The organism is Cloacibacterium sp., assembly GCF_047601505.1.
GTDB lineage: Bacteria > Bacteroidota > Bacteroidia > Flavobacteriales > Weeksellaceae > Cloacibacterium.
The window spans coordinates 3,151,115-3,169,234 of sequence record NZ_JASGJD010000001.1 but is presented as its reverse complement, the minus strand read 5'-3'; the positions used below and the strand labels follow the sequence as shown (position 1 = coordinate 3,169,234).

General features: G+C 32.8%; 14 protein-coding genes. 12 read left to right on the top strand and 2 right to left on the bottom strand.

What is annotated here, in order from left to right:
- Positions 1–111: 111 nt before the first annotated feature.
- Positions 112–1,230 (top strand): ATP-binding protein, encoded by a 1,119-nt coding sequence (locus QM746_RS14315; protein WP_414984842.1) that lies wholly within the window; start codon positions 112–114, stop codon positions 1,228–1,230.
- A gap of 33 nt (positions 1,231–1,263) precedes the next feature.
- Here QM746_RS14315 and QM746_RS14310 read toward each other — a convergent pair whose 3' ends face one another.
- Positions 1,264–1,491, bottom strand: coding sequence for a hypothetical protein (locus QM746_RS14310; RefSeq protein WP_414984841.1), 228 nt, complete (start codon positions 1,489–1,491; stop codon positions 1,264–1,266).
- A 128-nt stretch (positions 1,492–1,619) separates the two neighbouring features.
- On the opposite strand from QM746_RS14310, the gene QM746_RS14305 reads away from it, so the two are divergent.
- The 4 genes from QM746_RS14305 (at position 1,620) to QM746_RS14290 (ending at position 6,385) form a co-directional block, all read left to right on the top strand.
- A complete protein-coding gene (locus tag QM746_RS14305) occupies positions 1,620–2,258 on the top strand; it encodes a TetR/AcrR family transcriptional regulator (RefSeq protein ID WP_414984840.1) in 639 nt (212 codons plus the stop codon).
- On the top strand, positions 2,242–3,552 hold the full coding sequence (locus QM746_RS14300; RefSeq protein WP_414984839.1) for a TolC family protein: 1,311 nt from the start codon (positions 2,242–2,244) through the stop codon (positions 3,550–3,552). The genes QM746_RS14305 and QM746_RS14300 overlap by 17 nt, the downstream gene beginning before the upstream one ends.
- Before the next feature lie 35 nt (positions 3,553–3,587).
- On the top strand, positions 3,588–4,685 hold the full coding sequence (locus QM746_RS14295) for an HlyD family secretion protein (RefSeq protein WP_414984838.1): 1,098 nt from the start codon (positions 3,588–3,590) through the stop codon (positions 4,683–4,685).
- 122 nt (positions 4,686–4,807) lie between these two features.
- The gene (locus tag QM746_RS14290; protein WP_374363958.1) at positions 4,808–6,385 is read left to right on the top strand and encodes a DHA2 family efflux MFS transporter permease subunit; all 1,578 of its coding nucleotides are present in this window, start codon (positions 4,808–4,810) and stop codon (positions 6,383–6,385) included.
- 40 nt (positions 6,386–6,425) lie between these two features.
- On the opposite strand, the gene QM746_RS14285 is transcribed toward QM746_RS14290, so the two are convergent.
- Positions 6,426–7,328, bottom strand: a complete 903-nt coding sequence (locus tag QM746_RS14285; protein WP_414984837.1) for a CorA family divalent cation transporter — start codon at positions 7,326–7,328, stop codon at positions 6,426–6,428.
- Positions 7,329–7,526: 198 nt separating this feature from the next.
- On the opposite strand from QM746_RS14285, the gene QM746_RS14280 reads away from it, so the two are divergent.
- The 7 genes from QM746_RS14280 (at position 7,527) to QM746_RS14250 (ending at position 18,094) form a co-directional block, all read left to right on the top strand.
- A complete protein-coding gene (locus QM746_RS14280; RefSeq protein ID WP_414984836.1) occupies positions 7,527–8,549 on the top strand; it encodes a 3-oxoacyl-ACP synthase III family protein in 1,023 nt (340 codons plus the stop codon).
- A 308-nt stretch (positions 8,550–8,857) separates the two neighbouring features.
- Positions 8,858–11,623: a pyruvate, phosphate dikinase gene (gene ppdK / locus QM746_RS14275; protein WP_414984835.1), complete on the top strand. Its 2,766-nt coding sequence runs from the start codon at positions 8,858–8,860 to the stop codon at positions 11,621–11,623.
- Between the two features lie 199 nt (positions 11,624–11,822).
- Positions 11,823–13,757 carry a 1,4-alpha-glucan branching protein GlgB gene (glgB, locus tag QM746_RS14270; protein WP_414984834.1) on the top strand — a complete coding sequence of 645 codons (1,935 nt, stop codon included), beginning with the start codon at positions 11,823–11,825 and terminating at the stop codon, positions 13,755–13,757.
- A gap of 35 nt (positions 13,758–13,792) precedes the next feature.
- Positions 13,793–15,202, top strand: coding sequence for a glycogen synthase (locus tag QM746_RS14265; RefSeq protein ID WP_414984833.1), 1,410 nt, complete (start codon positions 13,793–13,795; stop codon positions 15,200–15,202).
- A gap of 66 nt (positions 15,203–15,268) precedes the next feature.
- Complete coding sequence (locus QM746_RS14260) at positions 15,269–16,540, top strand: glucose-1-phosphate adenylyltransferase (protein ID WP_414984832.1); 1,272 nt, start codon at positions 15,269–15,271, stop codon at positions 16,538–16,540.
- A gap of 90 nt (positions 16,541–16,630) precedes the next feature.
- Positions 16,631–17,032: a hypothetical protein gene (locus QM746_RS14255; protein WP_414984831.1), complete on the top strand. Its 402-nt coding sequence runs from the start codon at positions 16,631–16,633 to the stop codon at positions 17,030–17,032.
- 24 nt (positions 17,033–17,056) lie between these two features.
- Positions 17,057–18,094 carry a polyketide cyclase gene (locus QM746_RS14250; protein ID WP_414984830.1) on the top strand — a complete coding sequence of 346 codons (1,038 nt, stop codon included), beginning with the start codon at positions 17,057–17,059 and terminating at the stop codon, positions 18,092–18,094.
- Positions 18,095–18,120: the final 26 nt, after the last annotated feature.

Here is an 18,120-nt window from a genome sequence, read left to right as displayed (position 1 = left end):
ATTTTTCTATTAAAAAGCGTTAAATATCGATTAAAAATGCTTAAATATCTATAAAAATACATTTTCAATATCTTTTTTGAACTTTTAATTCTAAAGTGTATCTTTGGAATTATGAATTGGGAAGAAATTGTTGGTCAAGAAAAATTAATAGCAACTCTGAAAGATGCTATCGATAAACAACGTGTAAGTCATGCTCAGCTTTTTATTGGCGAAGAAGGTTTCGGTGTTTTGCCTTTGGCTTTGGCTTATGCTAAAGAAATTTTAAAAAGAGAAAATGATAATGCAGCTCAAAAAGTAGAACATCTTAATCATTTAGATTTACATTTTAGTTTTCCTGTTTTTACAGAGAAAAATAATTCTCTCAGCCAAAGACTTTTCGAAGATTTTAGGAAAATGATTTTAGAAAATCCTTATTCTTCTATTAATGATTGGAATGAAATTTTAGATGCACAAAACAAACAATTTCTAATTTCTGCAGACGAAGTAGATGCTCTTAATCAAAAATTTTCTTTAAAAAGTTTCGAAGGAGGTACAAAAATTCTTATCGTTTGGAGAGTTGATAAAATGAATGTTACGGCAGCAAATAAATTTCTTAAATTTCTTGAAGAACCTCCCAAAAATACCATTCTCTTGCTTTTGGCTGAAAAAATAGATAATATTTTGCCTACTATTTTGTCTCGTTGCCAAGCGGTGGAAGTACCCAGAATTGATGATGAAAGTATTGCTGAATCCATCAAAACTCATTTTGAAATTTCGGATGAAAAATTGAGAGAAATTGTTCATCAATCTCAAGGAAATTACAATACAGCTCTTCAGCTTTTAAATTCTGATGAAACCTCTGATGAATTCGAAAGTCTTTTTATAGATTGGGTAAGAAACGCTTTCATGGCGAAAAAAAAGCCAGAAGTTCTTAAAAATATTGTGTTTTGGGGAAGAAATATTTCTTCTTGGAATAGAGAAAAACAAAAAAGTTTTCTAGATTTTTGCTCCGAAATGTTTAGATTGGCTTTATTACAAAATTATGATGCCAGTAATTTGGTTTACAAAAAATTGAATAAAAACGGATTCAATTGGGAAGCATTTACCAATTTTATACACGGAGCGAATATTGTAGATATTTTAGAAGAAATTTCTACCGCAGACCTTCATCTTTACAGAAATGCGAACGCTAAAATTGTCTGGACAGATTTAGGAATAAAACTCACAAGATACATACACAGAAGTGCATAAAAAAAACACCGAAAATTGGTGTTTTTTTATTTTTTAAGTTGCTTTTTTCTTGTCTGCGCAACAAGATTTTTTGTCTTTTGTTGTGCAAGCCTTTTTGTCTTTATCGGTACAAGCTTTTTTGTCTTTGTCAGAACATTCTTTCTTGTCTTTCGTAGCGCATTCTTTTTTTGCTTTGTCTGTGCAACAAGATTTTTTAGGAGTTTCTTGTGCAAAACTTAATGTGAAAGCTGTAATAGCAATCGTAAAAATTATTTTTTTCATCTTATTTTTTTGTGTCTCAAATTTAATAAAAAATATTGATAGATAAAAAATAAAAAATAAATAGTTGCAACAAATCAATCAATCGTTTGATTGATTTAAATAATTGTTTAATTTTGCGCCGTTAAAAAATGAAAAACGTGGAATATTCTACAGATAAAAAAATTCTTTACTCAGCCGAAAAATTGTTTGCTGATAAAGGTTTTGCGGCAACTTCTACCAGAGATATTGCCAAAAGTGCTGGTGTAAATGTTTCGATGATTTCTTACTATTTTGGGTCAAAAGAAAAACTTTTCGAAGAGATTTTTAAAGTAAGAATGAAAGAAGGACAATCTTATACTACAGAAATTCTAGAAAATTCTGAACTTAATGAATGGGAAAAACTCATCAAAATTGTAGAAAACTATATAAGACGTGTGAAAAATTTGCCTGAGTTCTATACGATTTTACAAATGGTTTATAATGTAAATAGTACTGGAAATGAGCAGATAATCAGTTTTTTGAGAACTTCTAAAATTGGTTACATCAAAGTGTATCAAAGGATTTTAGACGAAGGTTTCGAAAATGGTGTCTTTACAAAAAAACCAGATTTATTTTTTCTACATTCGGTAATTACAGGAACAGTTTTTTACTCTAAACAAGGTATGAATCTTTACAAAGAGCTTACAGGAAACCATTCTGAGGATTACTACGAAATTTATTACAACAATCTTACAAAAAATTTAACTACGTTATTAAAAGACCTTCTTGGTTATGAACAGAAAAATTAGAAACATTTTTGGGATTTTACTTTTTAGTTTAAGTATTTCTCAGATTTCGGGACAGGAGACGAGAACTATTTCTCTGGATGAAGCAGTGGATCTCGGAATTAAAAACAGCAAAAATCTAAAAATTGATGCAGCGAAAATAGAAGAAAGTACGGCTCAATTGGTAGAAGCGAAAAACAGTCAACTTCCAAGTTTGAAAGTGAGCGCTTCTTATTTACATCTTTTCAGCCCTAATGTGAATCTCAAAACGGGAGGTTCTTCGGCGGCTGGAGACCTTAAAATTAATGATGTAATGTATGGTTCTGCCAATCTTTCTTATCCAATTTTTGCGGGAGGAAGAATTAAATATGGTATTCAATCTGCTAAATATTTAATAGAAGCCTCGAAGCTTTCTACCGAAAATGATAAAGAAGCGGTAGCTTACAACGTTTCTCAAGCTTACAATAATTTGTTTAAAGCTTCTCAAATCATTAAAGTTTTAGAAGAAAATCTTGCTGCTTCACAAAAAAGAGACGAAACATTTCTTAAGCTAGAAAATAATGGTTTAATGGCAAGAAATGATAGATTGAAAGCTCAATTGCAAACTTCTAATATTGAACTTCAACTTTTAGATGCGAAGAATAATTACAGCATAGCTAATATTAATATGGATTTGCTTTTAGGCTTGCCCGAATCTACTATTTTAAAAGTTGATGAGAATTATATTAGTGAAAATTTAGAAAATCAACCTACTTCTTATTATCTAAGTCAGGCAATTCAAAACAGAAAAGATTTACAAGCTTTAGATTATCAAAGAAAAGCTGCAAATCTTGGTTCTAAAGCAGCAAAAGCGGAGAATTTGCCAAGTTTAGCGATAACTGGAGGTTATGTAGCAGCAGATATTCCGGGTTTTGTAACGGTTACCAACGCTATTAATATTGGTGTGGGCGTTTCTTATAATTTGGATAATATTTGGAAGAAAAATTCATCTTTATTGAAATCTCAAGCAAGAGAAAAACAATTGGAAGCCAATAACGAACTTCTAAATGACCAAATAAAATTAGAAATCAACAAAGATTATCAAAATTCTAGTTTGGCTAAAAAGAAAATAGAAGTGTACGAAAGAGCATTAGAACAAGCCACCGAAAATTATAGAATTAATAAAAATAAATATGATAACGGTTTGGTAAATATTACAGATTTACTAGATGCAGATGCAGCTTTGGTTGGCGCAAAAGTAAATGTAATTAATGCAAAAGCGGATGCTACTTTGGCTCACAAAAAACTATTACAATCTTCAGGGATTTTAAATCAATAATTAAACTCAATTTTATATACAACATCATTACTAAAATGGAAAATACAACTATAAATCAACCAAAAAAGAAAAAAAGTCCTGCTTTTGGAATTATTCTAGCAATCGTAATTATTGTAGGAGCAATTTACGGTTTCAAAAAATGGTCTTATAGCAATGCTCACGAGGAAACAGATGATGCGCAAATTGCTTCTAACGTAAGTCCGGTAATTTCTAAAATCTCTGGTTATGTAGCAGAAGTAAGAGTAAAAGACAATCAATTTGTGAAAAAAGGGGATACTCTTATTGTTTTGGATAACAGAGATCAAACAATAGCTTTGGAACAAGCTGAAGCTGCTTTAGGAACTGCTAAAAGCAATCTTAATACAGCACAGGCTGGAGCTGCTGCTGCCAACAAAAGCATCAATACTTCTAATGCTGCGGTTGCTACGGCGAATGCGCAAATAGAAGCTGCAAAAGTAAATGTTTGGAAAACGACTCAAGATTTAAAAAGATATGAAAATTTAGTAAAAGACCATTCTATTACTCAACAACAATATGACCAAGTTCTGGCAGCAAAACAAGCGGCAGATAAGCAATTGCAAATTTTGGTAGAACAAAAAAATCAAGCGTCTCAACAGACGGGTTATGTTTCTTCTCAATCTGAAGCTACGTCTCAACAAATTGGCGTTGCAGGTGCAATGATAAAACAAAGAGAAGTAGATGTAGAGAATGCAAAATTAAATCTTTCTTATACTGTAATTACAGCGAAACAAGACGGTTTTGTGTCTAAAGTTCCGGTGCAAGTTGGGCAGTTTTTGCAAGCGGGTTCGCAATTATTTAGCATTGTTTTGAATAATGATAAATGGATTGTAGCCAATTTTAAAGAAACACAATTAGATAAAATGGTGGAAGGTCAAAAAGTAGATGTTAGTATTGATGCTTTTCCAGATGATGAGTTCGAAGGTGTGGTGAGTTCTATTTCTCCGGCTACAGGTTCTACATTCTCTCTTCTTCCTCCAGATAACGCAAGTGGAAACTTTGTGAAAGTGGTACAAAGAGTTCCTGTAAAAATTACATTTACAAATTTAAAACCAGAAGTTGCTAATAAACTAAGAGCAGGAATGAATGTTCTGGTTGATGTAAAAGTGAAATAATAAAGTCTGAAGTTAGAATTCAAAAGTCTGAGGTCAGAAGAAAAATTTTCAAGTTTGGAGATCGTTAGTAATCTTTTGAAAAAATTCTAACCTCGAACTTTGTAACTCGAAACAAAAAATTTATGCAAGATTCATTAGTAGAATATGGTGCAAGACGAGTAATTATTACCATTACCGCCATTCTCTGTGCTTTGTTAGAAATTGTAGATTCTACGATTGTAAACGTAGCGCTTAACGAGATGAAGGGTAACCTTGGAGCTACACTTTCGGAGGTTGGTTGGGTAATTACTGCGTATGCAATTGGTAACGTTATTATCGTACCAATGACGAGTTGGCTGTCTCAGCAATTCGGGAGAAGAAATTATTTTGCTGTTTCTATAGTTATATTTACTATTTTCTCATTTTTGTGTGGTAACGCTACCAATATTTGGGAATTGGTTTTCTTTAGATTAATGCAAGGAATTGGAGGAGGAGCACTTTTGGTAACTTCTCAAACAATTATTACAGAATCTTATCCTATCGAGAAGAGAAGTATGGCGCAAGCAATTTATGGTTTAGGAGTAATTATTGGTCCTACGCTTGGTCCGCCATTAGGAGGTTATATTGTTGATAATTACAGTTGGCCATTCATTTTTTATATTAATATTCCAATTGGGATTGTAGCAACTTTGTTGACGCTTCAGTTTGTAAGAAGTCCTAAATTTTCTGAGAAAAAATCTGCCAGCGAAGTAGATTGGCTTGGAATTTTCTTATTGGCAATTACAGTAGGTTCGTTACAATATATTTTAGAAAGAGGTCACGAAGATGATTGGTTTGAAAGTAAAGTAATTCTTACATTAACTATAGTTTCGTTCTTTGGTTTTATTCTTTTTCTTTGGAGAGAATTAACGTATAAATTCCCAATTGTAGAACTCAGGGTATTAAAAAACGGAAATCTTAGAATTGGTACCGTTATGTCTTTTATCTTAGGATTTGGGTTGTATGGTTCTACCTTTATTATTCCGCTTTATACGCAGAGTATTCTTGGATGGACGGCGCTTCAGTCTGGTGCTTTGATGATTCCAGCAGCGCTTACAACTGCTTTTATGATGCCAATTATTGGTAAATTATTAACGAGAGGTGCGAAACAACAAATTTTAGTTTCTTTAGGATTGTTTATCTTCTTTATTTATAGTTTTTGGGGTTATAAATTGTTAACTCCAGACACCGGAAAAGATGCTTTCTTTTGGATGCTTATCGTAAGAGGAGCAGGTTTAGGATTGTTGTTTATTCCTATTACATCACTTTCATTAAGTACTTTAAAAGGTCCTCAGATTGGTCAAGGAGCGGCTTTTACGGGGATGATGAGACAATTGGGAGGTTCATTCGGAGTTGCAGCTATTACCACTTTTATCGCTAATAAAAGTATGTTTTATAGAAATGATATGGTGGCGAAATTAGATGTGAATAGTCTAAACGTTCAGCAAAGAATTGCGGGTCTTAAAGCTTCTTTTGTAGCAAAAGGAATGACTCCCGACCAAGCTTTGGGTTCGGCTTATAAAATTTTAGATTTATCAGTAATGAAACAATCTACCGTTTTGGCTTATATGGATGTTTTCCTTTATTTAGGATTAATGTTCTTGTTTTGCATTCCTTTTATTCTTTTCATTAAAAATAAAAAAGGCGGCGAAACTATCGATTTAAGCGAAGCAATGCATTAAAATATTAAAAAAAAGACATCAACTCGATGTCTTTTTTTATTTACCATTTTTTTCTTCTGAAATAGATAAAAGTTATAATCACAATTAAAACCATAACGCCAAGCGTTGCAAAATAACCGTAAGGATGCTCTAACTCTGGCATGAATTTAAAATTCATTCCGTATAAACCAGCAATAAAAGTTATAGGAAGAAAATAAACCGAATAAATAGCGAGCATTTTCATTACTTGGTTAGCTTTTTGGTCAGACAAAGCAAGATACATACTAATAAGGTTGGCAGTTTGGATGGTAAGATGGTCGTAATCACTCAAAGAATCTTTGTAGCTGTCTTTCAAGTCTTTAATTTCTACGGCTTCTAAAGGTAATTTGTCAAAAGAATTCACCCATTCCGAAGACAGATTCAGTACTTTTTGGTTGAGTCCAACTTTTCTTTTAAATCGGTATAATCTTTTAATTTGAGTAGCATTAGAGATGTTTTTCATAAAAATTTCGTTCTCCATTCTTTCCATTTGTTCTAGCAAGATGAGGTTTTCTTCTTCATAAGATTTAAAAATATTTTGAGCCAATTCTAGCACTATTTTATAAGGATTTACATCGTTAATTTTGCCTTCTTTCAGGTCTTTCAAAAGTTTTGAAACCACATCATTTTCTATTCTGTGAACCGTCAGGATAAGATTATCTTTAAGAAAAATCCCCAATTTGGTGCTTACATCACTTATGGTATTGAGGTTTAGTCTTTCGGTGTTGGTATTAACTCTGGTTAAAAGAAATTTCAAATCTCCTAAATCTTCAAATTTTGGCAAGTGATTTGGGTCTATACAGTCTTCTAATAAAAGATGATTAATATCGTATTCAGCAGAAATATTTCTTATTTCTTCTATTTGTAAATCCAAAACATCTATCCATTTGAATTTTTCTGTTTCGAAAATAAGATTTGCCGGCATATTTTTTTAAATTTTATCAAAAATAAATTAAAAACCAGAAAGTAAAAAGAGATTGCAACAAATTTCTTTAAATACTGAAATTTTATAAAGCCTCGTATTTATCGGGATTACAAAGAATTGTAGCCAATCAGAATGTATTTATATTATTATGTTTAAAATAAAGTCTTATTTTTGTACCCTCAAAATTTTAAAAACTTTATGATTAAGAGTATAATAAAAGGTTATGGTTATTATGTTCCTGATAATGTAGTAACTAATGATGACCTTTCTAAGTTGATGACTACAAACGACGAATGGATTACCGAAAGAACAGGTATAAAAGAACGTAGACACAGAAAAAACAGAATTGATAGCGAAGAAACTACCGCAGTTTATGCTAAAAGAGCAGCCGAAAAAGCTTTAGAAAAAGCAAATCTTACGGCTAAAGATATAGATTTTATCGTTTTCGCTACGCTTAGTCCAGATTATTATTTCCCAGGAAGTGGAGTTGTTTTGCAAGATTTATTAGGTTGCGATACCATTGGCGCTTTAGATGTTAGAAACCAATGTTCTGGTTTTGTATATTCTATGAGTGTTGCAGATGCTTTTATTAAAGCCGGAACTTACAAAAATATTTTGGTGGTAGGAGCAGAAATTCACTCTTTTGGGTTAGATTTTTCTGATGAAGGCAGAGGAGTTTCCGTAATTTTTGGTGATGGAGCAGGAGCGGTAATTTTATCAGCTACAGAAGATGAAAACGAAGAAGGAATTCTTGCTATTAATCTACATTCTGAAGGAAAATATGCCGAAGAATTAGCAGTGAAATTTGGCGGAACTAAATACGGTTGGTCAGATAGATTGCTTACCGAACCAGAAGCGATTACCAAAGATATGCTTTATCCTTTGATGAATGGAAATTTCGTTTTCAAACACGCGGTAACCAGATTTCCAGAAAGTTTGATGGAAGCTTTAAACAAAGCAGGCAAAAAACCAGAAGATTTGGATATGTTTATTCCGCATCAGGCAAATCTTAGGATTTCTCAGTTTGTACAACAAAAAATGGGATTGCCGGACGAAAAAGTTTTCAATAACATCCAAAAATATGGTAACACTACCGCAGCATCTATTCCAATTGCACTTTGCGAAGCGCTAGACGAAGGAAAAGTGAAAAAAGGAGACTTGGTTTGTCTTACTGCTTTTGGTAGTGGTTTCACTTGGGGAAGTGTACTTTTTAAGTATTAATATTAGTTCAAAATAAATTATAATTAGCCTTTCAGTTTTTCTGGAAGGCTTTTTTTTGATTTGTAAATGTATAATTTGAGTAGTAAAATAGAAGAATTACAAACGTATCTTAATGATTATTTAATACTTAATTATCTTTATTAAATATTTGTTTAAAATAAAATCAAAAATTTTTAATACTTTTTTTTGTGAAGTTTTTATGATATTTATCAAAATTGACAAATGTCAGTAATATATTAAGGCTGATATTGTACAGACCTTTGTAATTTTGCTTATCGAAAGTTGATAAAAAACAAAAAAAATATATTATGGCTACAACAGCAAAAAATGTTAAGTATGTTTATTCATTCGGAGGCGGAAAAGCAGATGGAAATGAATCTATGAAAAATCTATTAGGAGGTAAAGGCGCTAACCTTGCCGAAATGGCTGGTCACAAAGACTTGAAACTTCCTGTTCCTCCCGGATTTACTATTACTACCGATGTTTGTACATATTTTTATGCAAACAAAAGACAATATCCTACAATTTTAGAAAAAGAAATTAAAGACGCTCTTGCTCAAGTTGAAAAATTAATGGGCAAAAAATTCGGAGATGTTAAAAATCCTTTATTAATGTCTGTTCGTTCTGGTGCTAGAAAATCTATGCCAGGGATGATGGATACCGTTCTTAATATTGGTCTTAACGACGAAACTATCCAAGGGCTTATCGCAGAAAGCGGAGACGAAAGATTTGCTTACGATGCTTACAGAAGATTAGTAATGATGTATGCAGACGTGGTAATAGAAAAAGCTGGCGGTATGGATCCTGCAAAAGGAATCGGAATCCGTAAAATTATGGACGAAAGATTAGAGGAAGTTAAAAAAGAAAAAGGCGTAGAATTAGATACTGAACTTTCTGCTGATGAGCTTAAAAAATTAGTAAAAGAATTTAAAGCATTAACTAAAAAACACCTAAAACAAGATTTCCCAGAAAATCCTTGGGAACAATTAATGGGAGGTGTAGGTGCTGTTTTCGCTTCTTGGAACGGAAAACGTGCTATTGAATATAGAAGAATTGAAAGTATTCCTGATGAATGGGGAACTGCAGTAAACGTACAGGCAATGGTTTTCGGTAACATGGGAGACGATTCTTGTACTGGTGTTGCTTTCACCAGAAACCCTGGTAACGGAGAAAACAAATTCTATGGAGAATATCTAGTAAATGCTCAAGGTGAAGATGTGGTAGCAGGTATTAGAACTCCAGCTCCAATCAATCAATATTCTAAAAACGACCAAAGTAAACATTTGGTGACTTTAGAAAAATTTATGCCAGAGCAATACAAAGAGTTGGATGATATTCAACAAAGATTAGAAAAACACTACAAAGACATGCAAGACATTGAATTTACTATTGAAAAAGGTAAATTATACATGTTGCAATGTAGAGTTGGTAAGAGAAACGGTGTTTCTGCAGTTAAAATGGCTGCTGATATGTATAAAGAAGGTCAAATTGATGGCGAAACAGCTATCATGAGAGTTGGTCCTAATCAATTGGTAGAATTATTATTACCAATGTTCGACCCAGCAATCGAAAAAACTCACAAAGTAATTGCTAAAGGTTTACCAGCTGGTCCTGGTGGAGCTGTTGGTAGAGTGGTATTCTCTTCTGAAGAAGCTGTAGAATGGGCTTCTAAAGGCGAAAAAGTAATCTTGGTAAGAGAAGAAACTTCTCCAGAAGATGTAGATGGTATGCACAAATCTGAAGCAATTCTTACTACAAAAGGAGGTATGACTTCTCACGCTGCACTTGTTGCTAGAGGTTGGGGTAAATGTTGTATCGTTGGATGTAGCGAAATTTCTATCCACGAAAAAGAAAAATATTTTTTAACCAAAGATGGTAAAAAAGTAAAAGGTGGAGATTATATCTCTTTAAATGGTACTAAAGGTACAGTTTACGAAGGTTCTTTACCATTAATTGATGTTGATTTGAATAAAAATCAGTCTTACAAACAATTAATGACTTTGGTAGACAAATACAAAACAATGGGTGTAAGAACTAATGCTGATACTCCTAAAGATGTAGAACAAGCAACTTATTTTGGAGCAGAAGGTGTAGGTCTTTTCAGAACAGAACACATGTTCTACGGTGAAGGTAGTGATAAACCATTATTCTTATTAAGAAAAATGATTATGAGTGACACTGAATCAGAACGTAAAACAGCACTTGATGAGTTATTTACTTTCGTGAAGAGAGACATCAAAGCTACTTTAGAAGTAATGAAAGGAAATGCAGTTACCATCAGATTGCTAGACCCACCATTGCACGAATTTGTACCTCACGATAAAGCTAAATTACAAGAACTTTCTAAAGAATTAGGTGTTAGCATGAGTATCTTGAACAGAAGAATTCTTGCATTACACGAAAACAACCCAATGCTTGGTCACAGAGGTGTACGTTTAGGAGTTTCTTATCCAGAAATTACTGAGATGCAAGTAAGAGCAATCTTCGAAGCGGCTGCAGAATTACAATTAGAAGGCGTAAAAGCATTCCCAGAAATTATGATTCCTGTAACTTGCGGAAGACACGAACTTACTCACCAAAAAGTAATCGTAGATAGAGTTTACGAAGAAACAGTTGAAAAACTTAAAGTGAAAAAAATCCCTTATATGTTCGGTACCATGATAGAAATCCCAAGAGCTGCACTAAAAGCAGATTCTATGGCAATGGTTGCAGATTTCTTCAGTTTCGGTACTAACGATCTTACTCAGATGTCATTCGGTTTCTCTAGAGACGATATCGGTGGTTTCTTACCAAAATATTTAGATTTGAAACTATTATCAGGAGACCCATTTGTATCTATCGACCAATCTGGTGTAGGTGAATTAATTAAAATTGGGGTAGAAAGAGGTAGAAAAACAAAACCAAACTTAAAAGTTGGTATTTGTGGTGAGCATGGTGGTGATGCAGAATCAGTAAAATTCTGTCATTCAATCGGTATGAACTATGTAAGTTGTTCTCCGTTCCGTGTTCCTATCGCTAGATTAGCTGCTGCACAAGCTGCTATTGAAGATAAAAAATATGTAAAAACTACATAACATTTTTTTGGTTAGCGAAGCCGTCCTCAATCTTTTTTGAGGGCGGCTTTTTTTTGCGCTTAAATTTGATAAATATTGAAAAAAACAGAATTTTCTTAAATTAAGTTAATATCATTTTATATCTCATTTTTAATTCATAAATTGCTAAAAGAATTATTTGTAAAATTCATTCATGAACACCCATAAAAACTAATCAAAAATGTCTCACCAAGTAGAACCTTTTTCTCTTTTTACCGATTTTGATATTCATCTTTTTAGAGAAGGAAAACACTTCAAACTTTACGATAAAATGGGCTCTCACCAATTGCAGAGAGAAGGTAAAAATGGTGTGTATTTTGCTGTTTGGGCGCCTAATGCGAAAGAAGTTTCTGTAATTGGGGATTTTAACGGATGGAATTCTCATACCCATCAATTGCTTTGGAGGTGGGATAATTCGGGGATTTGGGAAGGTTTTATAGAAGGTTTAGAATGGGGAGATGTTTATAAATATGGTATAAAAACATACAGTGGATATTATCTGGAAAAAGGTGACCCTTATGCTTTGCTATGGGAAAATTCTATAAATGCAGGTTCTATTGTTAATACCACTTACTACGAATGGAACGATAAAGAATGGATGGAAAAAAGATACCAGAAAAATTCTTTAGAATCTCCATTTTCCGTTTACGAAGTTCATTTGGGCTCTTGGATTCGCGGTACAGACGACCCTAATCGTTTTTTTACTTACAAAGAAATTGCAGAAAGATTAGTGCCTTATGTTAAAGAAATGAATTTTACTCATGTAGAATTTATGCCCGTAATGGAGTATCCTTACGACCCAAGTTGGGGCTATCAAATTACAGGTTTTTTTGCGGCAAGTTCTCGTTTTGGCGGCCCTCAAGATTTAATGTATCTTATTGAAGAATTACACAAAAATGATATAGGTGTTATTTTAGACTGGGTTCCGTCACACTTCCCAGGAGATGCTAATGGTTTGCATTTTTTTGACGGAAGTTTTCTCTACGAACACGAAGACCCACGAAAAGGTTTTCATCCAGATTGGAAATCTCATATCTTTAATTATGGCAGAAACGAAGTGAAATCTTTCTTAATTTCTAATGCTTGTTTTTGGTTAGACAGATACCATGCAGATGGTTTGCGTGTAGATGCAGTTCGTTCTATGTTAGAGTTAGATTATTCTAGAAACGAAGGAGAATGGGAACCAAATATGTATGGCGATAATAGAAATTTGGAAGCAATAGATTTTTTAAAAGAAATGAATACTATTGTTTATAGAGAATTTCCAGATGTGCAGACAATTGCAGAAGATAGTAGTGATTTTCCTAAAGTTACCAAACCTATTTATGATGGCGGTCTTGGTTTCGGGATGAAATGGATGATGGGTTGGATGCACGATACTTTGAAATACTTTAAAGAAGACCCTATAGGTAGAAGATATCATCACAATAAACTTACGTTCAGCACCATGTATATGTATAACGAAAATTATATGTTGCCACTTTCTCACGATGAGGTAGTACATGGTAAAAGCAGTTTAATTTTTAAAATGCCTGGCGACGAATGGCAAAAACATGCCAATCTTAGAGCAATGTACACGTACATGTTTACACATCCAGGTAATAAATTGCTGTTTATGGGTGGCGAATTCGGACAAACCCACGAATGGGATTTCAGTCAAAGTTTAGATTGGCATCTTTTACAATATCCTATTCATCAAGGTTTACAAAATTTTGTTAAAAAACTTAATCTTCTCTATAAATCTGAAAAAGCGCTATTCGAAAATAATTTTAATTATTATGGTTTTGAATGGATTGAAGCCAATGATGCAGATAATTCTATCTATGTTTTTCTACGAAAAGGAAAATTGCCAGAAGATGTATTAATGTTGGTGCTTAATCTTACTCCAAGAACTTTTGATTATAAAATAGGAATAGACGAAGATACAAAATGGGAAGTTATTTTGAATTCGGATGATAAAGAATACGGAGGAAGTGGAGTAGCTGCCGAAATAAAATGGTATGAAGAAACAGGTTGGAGTAACAAGCCAAATTCTCTAATTATTACTTTGCCGCCGCTTTCGGGTATTATTTTGAAAAAAATAGATAAAAGCAAACTCTTGAATGCAAAACAATAAAATATAAAATTCAAAAAAAAAATCAATTATACAAAATGAAAGTTTTTCACCTAAGCGTAGAATGTTTTCCGATAGCTAAAGTTGGTGGCTTGGCAGATGTGGTAGGAGCTTTGCCGAAATATCAAAATAAATTGGGCATCGATGCAAAAGTAGTAATGCCTTGGTACAATAAACCTTTTGTTCAGGAGAATGATTTCGAGGTGGTTTTTGATGGTTTTATACATCAGATTCATCACATGTATCAGGTAATGGTGTTGAAAGAAAAACACAATGTTCTAGGCTACGAATTGTATTTGGTTAAAATTCCTGGACTTTTGGATCGGGATAATGTATATGGGTATTTTGATGAAAGTCAGCAGTTTATAGCATTTCAGCAAGCTGTTTTGCATTGGCTTTCTGCCATGCAGATTCGTCCAGATGTATTGCATTGTCATGATTATCACACAGGTTTGGTGCCTTTTATGGTAGAATATTGTCCAGATTTTGAATTTTTGAAAGGAGTAAAAACCATCGGAACAATTCACAACGGAGAGTATCAAGGCAGTATGGATTGGCAAATGTCTAATTACATGCCACGTTTTGATGCTTGGAAATGGGGACTTTTGGATTGGAAAGGAAGAATTAATCCGTTGGCTACCATGATAAAATGTTGTCACGAATTTACCGCTGTTTCTCAAGGTTACATGGACGAACTTTACAACGAAGCACAAGGCTTAGAAGAATTAATAAGGCAAGAACACCGAAAAGCACACGGAATTATCAACGGAATTGATGTAGAAGTTTGGAATCCCGCAACAGATAAAATGTTAGATTTTAATTTTTCTGTAGAAGACGCAACCGAAGGCAAAAGGAAAAATAAAGAAAAACTCTGCGAACAATATCATCTAAACCCAGATTTGCCACTTTTTTCCTTCATAGGAAGATTTGCCAGCGAAAAAGGAGCAGATATGTTGCCAGATATTATAAGAAGAAGCATACAAGAGACCGAAGGAGAACTTAATTTTATGGTTTTGGGTTCTGGTAATCTTCATTTAGAATATGTATTAAAAGAATTGCAGAAAGAATTTAATGTAAATTTTGCTTTAGATTTAGGATATAAAGAATACTTGTCTCATCAAATTTATGCAAGTTCAGATTTCTTATTGATGCCATCAAGAGTTGAGCCTTGCGGGCTTAATCAGATGTATGCAATGCGCTACGGAACCTTACCAATTGTGAGATATACAGGCGGTTTAAAAGATACTGTAGTAGATATAGCTTCTGGCGGAAACGGTCTTAATTATACTTTCGCAGGTTCTGATGATGCCGTTCATGCCATAAAAAGAGCACTATATGTTTATATGGATGAAGAGTTAATGAAAAATCTTAGAAATTCTAGCATGAATTTAGACTTTTCTTGGGAGAAATCTGCAGAAAAATACATAACTTTATACAACAAAAACTAATTAAAAATGATACTGCGAATATCATTTCTAAGAATAATATAAAATATAAAAAATTCACAAAATATTATGAAACCAAGTGTTATTTCCATTGTTTTAGGAGGCGGACGCGGTAGCAGGCTCTTTCCTCTTACAGACAAACGTTCTAAACCGGCAGTTCCCATTGCTGGTAAGTACAGATTAGTAGATATACCTATTTCTAACTGCCTAAATTCTGGCTTCAACAGAATTCTGGTGCTTACACAATTTAATTCAGCTTCGCTTAATTCTCACATTAAGAACACCTATCACTTTGATATTTTTAGCAAAGGATTTGTAGATATTTTGGCAGCAGAACAAAGTACCGAAAACGAAAACTGGTTTCAAGGTACAGCAGATGCAGTGAGACAATCTATGAGACACTTGGATAAGTACGATTATGAATATATTTTAATTCTTTCTGGAGACCAATTGTATCAAATGGATTTCAGAGAAATGATAGATTTTCATATCGAAAACGGAGGTGATATTACCATTGCAACTATCCCTGTAGAAGCAAAAGATGCTACAGGATTTGGAATTTTAAAATCTGATGAAGAAAACCAAATTACTTCTTTTATAGAAAAACCAGCTGCAGAATTGCTTCAAGATTGGAAATCTGAAGTTCCTGAAGAAGAGAAAAGTCAAGGTAAAGAATATTTAGCTTCTATGGGAATTTATGTCTTTGGCAAAGGAATTTTGAAAAAAATGTTCGGCGAAGACCCAGGTGATGATTTCGGTAAAGAATTAATTCCAAATGCAATTAATAATGGTTATAAAACATTAAGTTATCAATATAATGGTTATTGGACAGATATAGGAACTATTGGTTCTTTCTTCGAAGCCAATATGGATCTTACTAACGAAGTGCCAAAATTCAATATGTTTAGCAGTTCGCCAATTTATACCAGACCAAGAATGCTTCCGCCATCTAAAATTAATGGCTCTTTTGTAAATAAAGCAGTTTTTGGTGATGGTAGCATTATTATGGCAGATAAAATAGAACATACTTTGGTAGGAAACCGTACCAGAATTGATAAAGGAAGTACCGTAATTAGGTCTTATATTATGGGCGCAGATTATTATCAAACTATAGAAGATATTTTAGAAAACGAGAAAAAAGGTATCCCAAGCATCGGTATTGGTAAATTCTGTTACATAGAAAATGCTATTTTAGACAAAAATTGCCACATTGGTAATAATGTTAGAATTATTGGCAGCAAACATCATCCAGACGGAGATTTTGAAACCTATTCTATAAAAGACGGAATTGTAGTTATTAAAAAAGATGCCATTATAAAAGATGGTACTGTTATTCCATAGAGTTTTTTTATTTTTAAAGAATCGGGCTTGTGATTTTTTTGCAAGCCCGATTTTTAATTCTAAATTTGTCACCACAAAAAATTAAAACAAATGAAAAATATCAAATTTTTATTCGCTGCAATAGCATTATTTTTTATCTCTTTTGCTTCGGCTCAAGCCAAAGATTGGAAAGAAAAAAATGAGTTTCATAAAGTAATGAGCCAAACTTTCCATCCTGCGGAAGAAGGAAATTTAGCTCCTATTAAATCTAAAATTGCAGAAATGCAAGCCAAAGCTGTTGCTTTTCAAAAATCTGAAATCCCAGCTGAACTTCCAAATAAAGAAGAAATTAAGAAAAACTTAAACGAGTTGGTAAATGGGACTAAGGTTTTGGCAAAAGAAATTAAAAAGAATGCTTCAGATGAAGTTATAAAAACTCAACTTACAGCACTTCACGATGTTTTTCATAAAATAGTTGGACTTTGCAGTGCAGAAGATAAACACGAACATTAATACATTTTTATTATATCATTTTTGATGCGAGGATTTAAATTTTTTATCTATATAGGTTTATTTTTTTTCGGAGTTTATGCGCTTTCTATGCTTTTGGTAGATGAGTCTAAGAATTTTGTTGTTGAAAAAGAGATTAATTATCCTATAGACAAAGTTTTTCCTCAATTTAATAATTTACAAAATTTCACTCAGTGGAATGAGTTTTTTGTTAATAAAAAAGGATATAAACTTTCATATTACACACCTTACGAAGGACAAGGCAGTTCTATGAATTATCAAAATATGAAAACAAAATCAGATTATGGTGATGTTTTCATTCGTTATGCACATCGTTTTACTTCTCTTAAATATCAATTATACGAAGGGAATAATACCAGTCCTTATAAAATAGACCTTAAATTTATCCCAAATAAAAATTCTACAAAAATTATTTGGTACATCAGTACGCCCAAAACTTCCTATCTAGGGCGTTCTTTAAACTTGATTTCAGAAGATTATATTGCAGGTACAATAGATAAATCTATGCAAAATTTATCTCAATTGCTTAGTGGTAAAGTGGATAAAGAAAACTTATTATCAAATATAAAGTATGATACCTTAATGGTTGAAAATCAAAAAGGAATGTTGCTTTTAGGCGTTAATGTTTCTAGTGTTAACAAAAAAGGAGACCTTATAAAGAATATAGAACTTAATCATGGTAAAGTTTTCAATTTTGTAACAAAAGATTTGGGCAAAAAAGAAGACGAATTTGGAGCGCCAGTTCTAATTACAGACCCAAGAGGTTTTAAAAACAAGGAAGTTTCTTATTATTATGGTCTTCCGCTTTCTAAAAGAGTTGGTGTTTCGGATAATAATTTTAGTTTCAGAACCATAAGTCCTTCAGATGCATTTGTAATTTATTATAAAGGTAAATACGAAGGCAGAGTAAAAGCCATTAATCAACTTCTAGACAAAGCAAAGAAAGATAGCATGAGAAATGGAGACCTTCAAGAGACTTTTATAGAAGCTCCAAATTCTAGAACCGATGTTAAAATAAAATTGTCTTTGCCGGTTTTTAGATAATCTATATCGCAAAGAATAGTTAAAAA